General features: G+C 63.5%; 10 protein-coding genes. 9 read left to right on the top strand and 1 reads right to left on the bottom strand.

The genetic code is table 11. The features are described 5' to 3' along the window. The first annotated feature begins 471 nt into the window (after positions 1 to 471). From AC1DYC_RS20275 to phoB, 6 genes are all read left to right on the top strand, one after another. Positions 472 to 1,500: a PstS family phosphate ABC transporter substrate-binding protein gene (locus tag AC1DYC_RS20275; protein ID WP_477409343.1), complete on the top strand. Its 1,029-nt coding sequence runs from the start codon at positions 472 to 474 to the stop codon at positions 1,498 to 1,500. Positions 1,501 to 1,596: 96 nt separating this feature from the next. Then, the gene (gene pstC, locus AC1DYC_RS20270) at positions 1,597 to 3,057 is read left to right on the top strand and encodes a phosphate ABC transporter permease subunit PstC (protein ID WP_477409341.1); all 1,461 of its coding nucleotides are present in this window, start codon (positions 1,597 to 1,599) and stop codon (positions 3,055 to 3,057) included. Further along, positions 3,054 to 4,370 (top strand): phosphate ABC transporter permease PstA, encoded by a 1,317-nt coding sequence (gene pstA / locus AC1DYC_RS20265; protein ID WP_477409339.1) that lies wholly within the window; start codon positions 3,054 to 3,056, stop codon positions 4,368 to 4,370. The genes pstC and pstA overlap by 4 nt, the downstream gene beginning before the upstream one ends. 17 nt (positions 4,371 to 4,387) lie before the next feature. Then, positions 4,388 to 5,212, top strand: a complete 825-nt coding sequence (gene pstB, locus AC1DYC_RS20260; protein WP_112559514.1) for a phosphate ABC transporter ATP-binding protein PstB — start codon at positions 4,388 to 4,390, stop codon at positions 5,210 to 5,212. A 41-nt stretch (positions 5,213 to 5,253) separates the two neighbouring features. After that, positions 5,254 to 5,958: a phosphate signaling complex protein PhoU gene (gene phoU / locus AC1DYC_RS20255; protein WP_477409337.1), complete on the top strand. Its 705-nt coding sequence runs from the start codon at positions 5,254 to 5,256 to the stop codon at positions 5,956 to 5,958. A 16-nt stretch (positions 5,959 to 5,974) separates the two neighbouring features. Beyond that, a complete protein-coding gene (phoB, locus tag AC1DYC_RS20250) occupies positions 5,975 to 6,664 on the top strand; it encodes a phosphate regulon transcriptional regulator PhoB (RefSeq protein ID WP_010911896.1) in 690 nt (229 codons plus the stop codon). Between the two features lie 30 nt (positions 6,665 to 6,694). On the opposite strand, the gene AC1DYC_RS20245 is transcribed toward phoB, so the two are convergent. Next, complete coding sequence (locus AC1DYC_RS20245) at positions 6,695 to 7,930, bottom strand: ROK family protein (RefSeq protein WP_477409335.1); 1,236 nt, start codon at positions 7,928 to 7,930, stop codon at positions 6,695 to 6,697. Between the two features lie 268 nt (positions 7,931 to 8,198). On the opposite strand from AC1DYC_RS20245, the gene xylF reads away from it, so the two are divergent. The 3 genes from xylF (at position 8,199) to AC1DYC_RS20230 (ending at position 11,525) form a co-directional block, all read left to right on the top strand. Further along, a complete protein-coding gene (xylF, locus tag AC1DYC_RS20240; protein ID WP_477409333.1) occupies positions 8,199 to 9,239 on the top strand; it encodes a D-xylose ABC transporter substrate-binding protein in 1,041 nt (346 codons plus the stop codon). A gap of 145 nt (positions 9,240 to 9,384) precedes the next feature. Then, entirely contained in the window at positions 9,385 to 10,701 is a 1,317-nt protein-coding gene (locus AC1DYC_RS20235; RefSeq protein WP_477409331.1) for a sugar ABC transporter permease, read from the top strand. An 11-nt stretch (positions 10,702 to 10,712) separates the two neighbouring features. Beyond that, the gene (locus AC1DYC_RS20230; RefSeq protein WP_477409329.1) at positions 10,713 to 11,525 is read left to right on the top strand and encodes an ATP-binding cassette domain-containing protein; all 813 of its coding nucleotides are present in this window, start codon (positions 10,713 to 10,715) and stop codon (positions 11,523 to 11,525) included. Positions 11,526 to 11,558: the final 33 nt, after the last annotated feature.

Below are 11,558 nucleotides of genomic sequence, written 5' to 3'. Positions count from 1 at the left end.
GCAGATCAGCGGCGTCCAGCGGTATGGTGCGATCGCACCATATCAAAGCTTGCGCCCATTCGGGAAAATGGCCGCAACAAACCGCTCATTCAGTTACGGGCGGGAGCAAGCGACCGCCGACAAGAAACAGCGTCGAAATCTACCCCAACGGACCTGTTTTTGGCGATGGCTCAGCCAAGATACGCTCTGGCCACGGGCAACGCGCTTCCGTCCGGTTTTTCTTTCTCGGCATCGCGGCCTGCGATCCGCCGGGACAAATGCCGACGCAAAATCCCGCAAGCTTATGATTCCAGCGGCAAACTGCGGCTCTGCCGGCGAGGCAGGCCGGCTGCGGCTTTCTGTGCGTCCATCCGACGTTACCGGGCTGACACGAAACTGTCATGCGACTGTAATAATCGAAGGCTATTGGCCTCAGCGGGCGCCGGCTGAAGAGGGCGCCGAGAGACCATCTTCCGAACAGGAGCAGGCCACATGAAGAAATTCCTCGTTACGGCATCGGCCGTGGCGGTAGCGTTCGCCGCATCGTCCGGTGTCGCCGCTGCGCGTGACCAGATCCAGGTCGCCGGTTCGTCGACCGTGCTGCCTTACGCCAAGATCGTCGCCGAGCAGTTCGGCGAAACCTTCACCAACTTCAAGACCCCGGTTGTCGAGTCCGGCGGCAGCGGCGCCGGCATCAAGGAATTCTGCAAGGGCGTCGGCGAAGACACCATCGACATCGCCAACTCCTCGCGTCCGATCAAGAAGGACGAGCTGAAGTCCTGCGCCGACGCCGGCGTGAAGGAAGTCCAGGAAGTCCGCATCGGCTATGACGGCATCGTTTTCGCCACCGACATCAAGGGCCCGGATTGGGCGCTGGTTCCCGCCGACATCTACAAGGCGCTCGCCGCCAAGCTGGTGGTTGACGGCAAGCTCGTCGCCAATCCGAACACCAAGTGGAACCAGGTCAACCCGAAGCTGCCCGACTGGGATATCGCTGCCTACATCCCCGGTGAAAAGCACGGCACCCGCGAAGTGTTCGAGACCAAGCTTCTCGACGCCGGCTGCGACAAGGCCGCCCTGAAGGCCGCCGGCATTGCCGACGACAAGGAAATCGGCAAGACCTGCATCGCCATCCGCAAGGACGGCAAGGCTGTCGACATCGACGGCGACTACACCGAGACGCTCGCCCGCATCGACTCCAACAAGACCGGCGTCGGCGTGTTCGGCCTCGCCTTCTACGAGAACAATGCCGACAAGCTGAAGGTCGCCACCGTGGAAGGCATCGTGCCTTCGACCGAGACGATCGCAACCGGCAAGTATCCGGTTTCGCGCCCGCTGTTCTTCTACGTCAAGAAGGCGCATCTCGGTGTCGTTCCCGGCCTCAAGGAATATGTCGAGTTCTTCCTTGACGACCAGATGATCGGCCCGGAAAGCCCGCTCGCCCAGTACGGCCTGGTTTCGGCTCCCGACGCCGAGCGTCAGAGCCAGCGCGACGCCTTCGCCGCCGGAAAGACGATGTAATCAACTGACCGGATCAGGGCGCGGACCAAATCCGCGCCCTGATTTTGCCGCTTGCCGCAACGGCGGCGGCGATCTGAATTTTCCCTGGGGTGGGTGATGTCGTCCTTGCTCGTACTCGCCATAGTCATTGCCATCGGCGTGGTCGCCTTCGTGATCGGCCGCCAGCGCGCCGCGGCGCAGGATACCGGCAAGGTCAAGCCGCATTCGCGCGCCCACTACCACGGCTGGTGGGCCTTTCTGCTCGCCGTCCTGCCTGCCGTCCTGCTGCTCGCCGTCTGGGACATTGGCTCGTCCTTCTATCTCGACCGGCACATCCACGCCGCCTTGCCCGAACGCACTGTCGACTCCAAGGTCGCCAGCGAAGCGCTCGACGCCAGCCTGGTGAAGAGCCTCGCCAAGGGTTTGCGCCGGCTCGATGCCGCTACGCCGCTTCCCGCCACCTTCGCTGAATTGCAGCCGTTGCTCATCGCCAAGGGCGTGGCGCTGGCCACCGACACGCAGGACTACATGATTCCGATCGCCGTCGAGGCCAACAAGGTCCAGGACAGGCTCGGCCTGTTTGGCGCGGTGATCACACTTGCACTGTCGATCGCCGGCGCCTTCTATGCGCTGCGGCAGATCGCGCCGCGCGCCAGGGCGCGCAACAATGTCGAGAGGCTGATGCTGTGGGGGCTGCTTGCGGCCTCGACCATCGCCATCCTGACCACGGTCGGCATCGTGCTGTCGATGCTGTTCCAGACCATCACCTTCTTCGAAAGCGTGTCGCCGATGAGCTTCTTCTTCGGCACAGTGTGGGATCCGCGCTTCGCCGCCGCCGGTTCGGGCGGCAGCCAGGGCCAGTTCGGCCTGATCCCGCTTCTCGCCGGCACGCTCTACATTGCCGCCGTCGCGCTGCTGGTGGCCGTGCCGGTCGGGTTGATGTCGGCGGTCTACATGTCCGAATATGCCTCGCGCAGCGTGCGCTCGGTGGTCAAGCCGGCGCTGGAATTGCTGGCTGGCATCCCGACCATCGTCTACGGCATCTTCGCCGTGGTCACGCTCGGGCCATTCATGCGCGACCTGTCGGCGGCACTCACCGGCGGCTCGCCGTTCATCCAGGGCCAGAGCATCTTCACCGCTGGCCTGGTGATGGGCGTGATGCTGATCCCGGTCGTGTCGTCGCTGTCCGACGACATCATCACCGCGGTGCCTCGCGCCATGCGTGACGGCTCGCTCGGCCTGGGCGCCACGCGCTCGGAGACGATCAAGCGGGTGATCCTGCCGGCGGCACTGCCCGGCATCGTCGGTGCCATCCTGCTAACTGCGTCGCGCGCCATCGGCGAAACGATGATCGTCGTGCTGGCGGCCGGCGTCGCCGCCAATCTCACCGCCAATCCATTCGAGGCGATGACGACCATCACCGTCAAGATCGTCAACCAGCTGACCGGCGATCTCGAGTTCAACTCACCGCAGACGCTGGTCGCCTTCGCGCTCGGCCTGACGCTGTTCGCGCTGACGCTGGTGATGAACATTGTCGCCCTCTACATCGTGCGCAAGTACCGGGAGCAGTACGAATGACCGACATCCCCCTGGACACGATGGCGGGTGCTGTCGCGCGCCCGCGCCGCGACATCGGGCTGAAGGCGCGCTACGCCGCCGAACGCCGCTTCCGCATCTATGGTGTGATTGCGATCTCGGTCGGCCTGGCGTTCCTGGCCATCATGCTGATCACCATCGTCTCGAAAGGCTACACCGCCTTCTGGCAGACGACGGTGACGCTGCCGATAACCTTCGACGAGAAGGTGATCGATCCCTCCGGCAAGCGCGCCACCGATCCGAACGTGCTGATCAAGGCGAACTATCCCAAGCTCGCCGAAAACGCACTGGTCGCCAAACTCGGCATCGATCCCGCCAACAAGCCGATGATGCTGAAGCTCAAGGGCTTCCTGTCGGAGGGCGCCCGCGTCCAGCTGCGCGACATCGTCGCCGCCGATCCCTCGGTGATCGGCACGACGCGTGACGTCAACATCCTGGCCGCCGCCAATCTCGACTCCGCCTTCAAGGGCCAGATCGACCTCAGTGTCGATGAAGCCCGCCGCAAGGTGTCCAACCAGCAGATCGATTGGATGAACAAGCTCAAGGCCGATGGCGTGATGGCCGAGCATTTCAATACGGGCCTGTTCACCTATGGCGCCTCCAGCCGGCCTGAGACGTCGGGCATGGGCGTGGCGATCATCGGCTCGTTCTACATGATGGTGATCGTGCTGTTGCTGGCGCTGCCGATCGGCGTCGCCGCCTCGATCTATCTTGAGGAATTCGCCAAGAAGAACCGCTTCACCGACCTGATCGAAGTCAACATCAATAATCTGGCGGCGGTGCCGTCGATCGTCTTCGGCCTGCTCGGGCTTGCCGTGTTCATCAACTTCCTCGGCATGCCGCGCTCGGCCGCCTTCGTCGGCGGCCTGGTGCTGACATTGATGACGCTGCCGACCATCATCATTGCCACGCGCGCCGCCCTTGCGGCGGTGCCGCCGTCGATCCGCTCGGCAGCGCTTGGGCTTGGCGCCTCCAAGATGCAGATGGTGTTCCAGCACATCCTGCCGCTGGCCGCGCCCGGCATCCTGACCGGCACCATCATCGGCCTGGCGCGCGCGTTGGGTGAGACCGCACCACTGCTTCTGATCGGCATGGTCGCCTTTGTCGCCGACTATCCGAAGACACCTTTCGACCCGGCAACCGCGCTACCGGTGCAGATCTACATGTGGGCAAACGAGGCCGAACGCGCTTTTGTCGAGCGCATGTCCGGCGCCATCATCATCCTGCTGGTCTTCCTCATGGCCATGAACATCACCGCGATCGTGCTTCGGCGCCGGTTCGAGCGGCGCTGGTAGAAAAAAGGCAATTTGGTATGAACATCATGACCGAACAGTCCCTTGAAAACGCAGTGGGCGACAAAATGAACGCCAAGTCGAACGAAGTGATCAAGATGCGCGGCGACAAGGTCGGCGTGTTCTACGGCGAGAAGCAGGCGCTGTTCGACGTCAATCTCGACGTCCGCCAAAACCAGGTGACCGCGCTGATCGGCCCGTCCGGCTGCGGCAAGTCGACCTTCCTGCGCTGCCTCAACCGCATGAACGACACCATCGATTCAGCGCGGGTGACCGGCAAGATCACGCTCGATGAGGACGACATCTACGACAAGAACATCGACGTCGTCGAACTCAGGGCTCGCGTCGGCATGGTGTTCCAGAAGCCCAATCCGTTCCCGAAGTCGATCTACGAGAACGTCGCCTACGGCCCGCGCATCCATGGCCTGGCCAAGCGCAAGTCCGACATGGACCAGATCGTCGAGTCGAGCCTGAAGAAGGCGGCGATCTGGAACGAGGTCAAGGACCGCCTGCAGGAACCCGGCACTGGCCTGTCCGGCGGCCAGCAGCAGCGCCTGTGCATCGCGCGCGCCATCGCGGTCTCGCCGGAAGTGATCCTGATGGATGAGCCCTGCTCGGCGCTCGACCCGATCGCCACCGCCCGCGTCGAGGAGCTGATCGACGAACTGCGCCAGAACTACACTATCGTCATCGTCACCCACTCGATGCAGCAGGCAGCGCGCGTGTCGCAACGCACGGCGATGTTCCACCTCGGCTACCTGGTCGAGGAGGGCGCCACCGACAAGATGTTCACCAATCCCGACGACAAGCGCACCCAGGACTACATTACCGGCCGCTTCGGCTGAGCCGTCCAGCGGTTGAATTTTCAGGCACGAGGACCAGGATCATGGGTGAACATACCGTCGCCTCCTTCGATGAAGAGTTGGGCCAGATCAGCAAGCTGATCCGCGACATGGGCGATCTGGCCGGGTCGATGGTCAGCGGCTCGACCAAAGCGCTGCTCACGTCGGACAACGCGCTGGCGCAGCGTGTGGTTTCCGATGATGCCATCATGGACGCGCGCCAGCGTGAACTCGACGACCGCGCCATCACGCTCATCGCCAAGCGCCAGCCGATGGCCAACGATCTGCGCGCCGTGGTCGGTTCGATCCGCATGGCCGGCGACCTCGAGCGCATCGGCGATCTCGCCAAGAACATCGCCAAGCGCGTCGGCACTGTGGGCTTGAGCGTCACGCCGCGCGACCTCTCGCATTCCATCGATGCGATGGCACAACTGGTGCTGATCCAGGTGCAAGGGGTGGTCGAGGAATATGCCGCCGCCGATGCGGCCGCGCTGGCGAAGCTCAGGAATGAGGACGAGCGCATCGACGTCAAATACACGTCGGTGTTTCGTGAACTCTTGACCTACATGATGGAAGACCCGCGCAACATCACTGCCTGCACGCATCTTCTGTTCTGCGCCAAGAATCTGGAGCGCATCGGCGATCATGTCACCAACATCGCTGAAAATGCGTATTATGTGCTGACCGGCCAGCAATTGCCTGCCAATCGCCCGAAGCAGGACGAGACGGCGATGGCCACGTCGGCCTGACAAGGGTGAACTGCTGATGATTGCGCCACGCATCATGGTCGTGGAGGATGAGGAGCCGCTGGGCGTGCTCCTCCGCTACAACCTCGAATCCGAAGGCTACCAGGTCGAAGTGGTAACGCGCGGCGACGAGGCCGAAATCCGGCTGCAGGAAAATGTGCCCGACCTTCTGGTGCTCGACTGGATGGTGCCGGCGGTGTCCGGCATCGAGCTTTGCCGGCGGCTCAGGATGCGGCCCGAGACCGAGCGATTGCCGATCATCATGCTGACCGCGCGTGGCGAGGAGAGCGACCGCGTGCGCGGGCTTTCGACCGGCGCCGACGATTATCTGGTCAAGCCGTTCTCGACGCCGGAATTCATGGCGCGCGTGAAGGCGCTGCTGCGCCGCGCCAAGCCGGAAGTCCTGTCCAGCGTGCTCAAGGTCGGCGACATCGTGCTCGACCGTGAATCGCACCGAGTCTACCGCAAGAAGAGCGAGATCCGACTGGGGCCGACCGAGTTCCGCCTGCTCGAATTTATGATGCGCCACCCCGGCCGTGTGTTCTCACGCAGCCAGCTGCTCGACAATGTCTGGGGCGAGACGATCTACATCGACGAACGCACGGTCGACGTGCATGTCGGTCGCTTGCGCAAGGCGGTCAACAATGGCCGCATGCCGGACGTCATCCGCACCATCCGCGGCGCCGGCTACGCCATCCGCGAAGACTAGAGCCCGGCGCGCCGGGCCGTCGCCGGCCTCTCAGGCGACGTGCTTGCCGGTCTTCGCTTGAATGCCGGGCGCGAAAATCTCCTGGTCGACGAAGCTTAGCGCCCGCATGGCGCAGCCCTCGCGGATCAACGGCAGTTCGTTGGGCTCGGTGTCGAAGGAGATCGACTTCGAGTGCTGGCCGCCGGCGGTCTGGGCGATCGCCTCGCGCAATGCCGGCTCGATCAGGTCGAAGGCGGCGGCGCTGACACCGACCATGGCGACAGGGGCGGGGTCGATCAGCGCGAACAGGCTGCCAAGGCCGAAGCCGAGCGCCTCGCCCGCCTTGCGATAGGCTTCGCGCTCCGGGCCATCCGTCTCGCGGGCGCGTGCGGCCAGCGCCCGCATGTCGGCGTCGCCGACATCGACCGGTTCGGCATCCTCGCTCATCATCTTTGCGCTGCGCCAGATAGCGTAGTTGCCGGCATAGGCCTCGACGCAGCCGCGCCGCCCGCAACGGCACAGCGCGCCGCCGGGCCGGTGGATCATGTGGCCGAACTCGCCGCCGGACGAATGGGTGCCGGTGAACAGTTCGCCCTTCAGCACCAGCCCCATGCCGATGCCATGCGAGAGCAGGATGGCGATGAAATCGTCGCGATAGCGGTCAGGCTGGCGCCATTGCAGCGCCACCGCCATCATGTTGCAGTCGTTTTCCATGGTGGCCGGAATGCCGAATTCCGCTTCCAGTATGTCGGCGAAGGCAATGTCGGTCAGCGGTGTGATCGGCGACCACAGCATGGCGCGCGCATGCGAATCGGTGATGCCCTGAATGCCCATGGCAATGCGGGCGACGCTCTGGACGTCGAGGTCGGGATCCTCGAGCCGGCGTCTGACAATGGCAGTGCATTCGCCGATCAGTTCGTCGCGCGAAATGGTCAGCGTGTCGAGCCGGCGCTGTTCCTCGGCGACCACCTGGCCGGCATAGTCAATGACGGTGACGGAGAGGAAGTTCAGCGACAGCACCACGGTCATCACCGCCGCCGCTTCCGGGTTGAGGCCAAGGCCGACCTGCGGCCGGCCGCGTTTCAGCGCGCCGGTCTCGCCGGGCTTGCTTTCGGCCAGGATGCCTTCCGCAATCAAATCCGACGAGATCGCCGATATGGTCGAATGGCTGAGGCCGGTGGTCGCCGCGATCTCGGTCCGCGACGGTTGGCCGGCACGGCGCACGGCCGAAATCACCATCGCACGGTTGCGACGGCGCAAATCGTCGTGGCGGATTCCAACCGACATTTTTGTTTCCTCCCGGTCCTCCTCGCGCCTCATGATAATGAAGGCGGTCAGGGGCGCTACGCAAATATTGGCAGAAGCCGGCGGCGCTGTCATTGTTTATTGCGAGTCTCGAAAAAATTCGCGGAGGCCATCAGATTCCATCAGAATCGATGTTGACAGCGCCTCGCCGTTGGACCAGTATTTTTTCGAGGCTCGAAAAAATAGAGCCTCTGTGTGCCGGCCTTCGGGCCAGTTTTGTCGCGCCGCGCGCGGCGCAGGGAGGATTAACATGAACAGATTTGCAGCCGCCATGCTGGCGGGTGTCGCCATGTCGCTGACGCTGGTGTCGGTCGCGCAGGCGAAGGACAAGGTCATCGGCGTGTCGTGGTCGAACTTCCAGGAAGAGCGCTGGAAGACCGACGAAGCGGCGATGAAGGCGGCGATCGAGGCTGCCGGCGACAAGTATATTTCCGCCGACGCGCAGTCCAATCCCGGCAAGCAGCTGACTGACGTCGAAAGCCTGATCTCGCAGGGCGCCAATTCGCTGATCATCCTGGCGCAGGATGCCTCCGCCATTGGCCCGGCGGTGCAGAAGGCGCTGGACGAAGGCATTCCGGTGGTCGGCTATGACCGCCTGATCGAGAACAAGGACGTCTTCTACCTGACCTTCGACAACAAGGAAGTCGGCCGCATGCAGGCTCGTGAAGTGTTCAAGGCCAAGCCGGAAGGCAACTATGTCTTCATCAAGGGCTCGGGCTCCGATCCGAATGCGGATTTCCTGTTCGCGGGCTCGATGGAAGTGCTCAAGGAAGCCATTGACTCGGGAAAGATCAAGAATGTCGGCGAAGCCTATACGGACGGCTGGCTGCCGGCCAACGCGCAGAAGAACATGGAACAGTTCCTGACCGCCAACGACAACAAGGTCGATGCCGTGGTCGCGGCCAATGACGGCACCGCCGGCGGCGTTGTCGCCGCGCTGACGGCGCAGGGCCTTGCCGGAACGGTTCCCGTCTCGGGCCAGGACGGCGACCATGCCGCTCTGAACCGCATCGCGCTCGGGACCCAGACCGTATCGGTGTGGAAAGACGCGCGCGAGCTCGGCAAGAACGCCGCCGAGATCGCCTCGCAGCTCGCCGACGGCAAGAAGACGAGCGATATCGCCGGCGCCAAGGATTTCACCACGCCTGGCGGCAACACCGTCAAGTCGCTGTTCTTGACCCCCGTCGCGATCACCAAGGACAACCTCAACGTCGTCATCGACGCCGGCTGGATCAAGAAGGACGAAGTCTGCACCGGCGTCGCCGCCGGCAGCGTCGCAGCCTGCAACTAAGCTTGGTCTGTTTCCATTCGATATCGACGCCGCGGCCCAAAGCCGCGGCGTTTTCTCAACAAGATTTGTGTTTCCGCCAGAGGCGGCTAACTTCTAGGCTGTGGTCCGGCATCCGCGTCAGACGGCAAGCCGCTGGGAGGACATCATGACCGACACAACCTCGCCTTCGCAGGCCGACACAGCGCGTGCGTCGGAACTCGGCCCGGTCGCCCGGTTCCTGAAGGCGACCGAGATCGACACCCGCATGCTCGGCATGATCGGCGCGCTGGTGATCATCTGGATCGGCCTGCATATCCTGTCGGGTGGTCTCTTTCTGACGCCGCGCAATTTGTGGAACCTGTCGGTGCAGACATCAGCCGTCGCCATCATGGCTTGCGGCATGGTGCTGGTCATCGTCATGCGCAACATCGACCTATCCATTGGCTCGGCCGAAGGGGTGATAGGCATGGTGATGGGCTTTGCCCAGGTGCACTTTCTGGTGCGCTTCATCGGGCTGGAACTCGGCAATCCGTGGATCTGGGTTCTGGCTTTGGTCATCGGCCTGGCGCTCGGTCTTCTCATCGGTGCCTTCCAGGGCTTCATAATCGCCTATCTCGAAGTGCCGGCCTTCATCGTCACGCTGGGCGGCCTGTTGGTCTGGCGCGGCGCAGCGTGGTGGGTGACCAGCGGCCAGACCGTGGCGCCGCTCGACGCCACTTTCCAGCTGATGGGCGGTGGTCCCGCCGGGTCGATCGGCGCGACCTGGAGCTGGGTTGTGGGCGTCGTCGCCTGCCTTGCCGTGGTGTTTGCGTTGTTCAACGGGCGCGTGCAGCGCAAGCGCTTCCGCTTCCCGCTGCGCCCGGTCTGGGCCGAAACCCTGATGGGCACCGTTGCCTGCGCAATCATCCTGGGCGCGGTGTGGGTGGCCAATTCCTATCCATGGCCGGTCGGCATCGTGAACCGCTATGCGGCCGCCCACAACATCACCGTGCCCGATGGCGGACTGTTCATTGCGCATGGCATCGCCATTCCTGTGCTCATGGCAATCGCGGTCGGCGTTGTCATGACGTTCATCACCAACCGGACGCGCTTCGGCCGCTACGTCTTTGCCATAGGCGGCAATCCGGAAGCCGCCAATCTGGCGGGCATCAACACGCGCTGGATCACCATGAAGGTGTTCATGATCATGGGCGTGCTGGCAACGATCGCCGCGGCGATCTCATCGGCCCGGCTGAATTCGGCCACCAATGCGCTTGGCACGCTGGACGAGCTGCTGGTGATTGCCGCCGCCGTCATCGGCGGTACCTCGCTCGCCGGCGGTTCGGGAACCATCATCGGTGCCATGCTCGGCGCGCTTTTGATGCAGTCGCTTCAGTCCGGCATGGTGCTGCTCGGTGTCGACTCGCCGCTGCAGAGCATCGTCGTCGGCGCCGTGCTCGTCATCGCGGTGTTTCTCGACACCGTCTACCGCAAGCGGGTTTAGGGAGAACGATCATGACTGAGAAAACCGCTCCCTCCGCTGCTCCCGCGGGCACGCCACTGGTCGACATGCGCAACGTCTCGATCGCTTTCGGCGGCATCCGCGCCGTTGACGATGCCTCGGTCGATCTGTTCCCTGGCGAAGTGATGGCGCTGCTTGGCCACAACGGCGCCGGCAAATCGACGCTGATCAAGATCCTGTCCGGCGCCTACAAGCGCGATGCCGGCCAGATTTTCGTCAACGGCCAGGAGGCTTCGATTTCCAACCCGCGCGATGCCAAGAAATACGGCATCGAAACCATCTACCAGACGCTGGCGTTGGCCGACAATGTCGACGCCGCCGCCAATCTGTTCCTCGGCCGCGAAATCATGACGGCCTGGGGCACGCTCGACGATGTCGCCATGGAGGCCGAAGCACGCAAGGTGATGGGCCGGCTCAATCCGCGCTTCCAGCGCTTCAAAGACCCGGTGATCAAGCTGTCGGGCGGCCAGCGCCAGTCGGTGGCGATTGCCCGCGCCATCCTGTTCAACGCGCGCATCCTGATCATGGACGAACCGACGGCGGCTCTTGGTCCGCAGGAAACGGCGCAGGTCGGCGAGCTGGTCAAGCAACTCAAGGCCGACGGCATCGGCATCTTCCTGATCAGCCATGACATCCACGACGTGTTCGAACTTGCCGACCGCGTCTGCGTGATGAAGAACGGCCAGGTCGTCGGTACCGCGCGCACCACCGACGTCACCCAGGACGAGGTGCTCGGCATGATCATCCTCGGCAAGTGTCCGCCCGGCGCCATTCCGGGTCCGGGCGCGCTGAAGATCGCCGCCTGAGACAAACACTATTATCGGCTGACGGTCATCTTC

The sequence above is a fragment of the Mesorhizobium sp. P2_E7 genome (assembly GCF_056403855.1).
The sequence above is the reverse complement of the archived record's forward strand: the minus strand, read 5'-3'. Positions and strand labels throughout refer to the sequence as shown.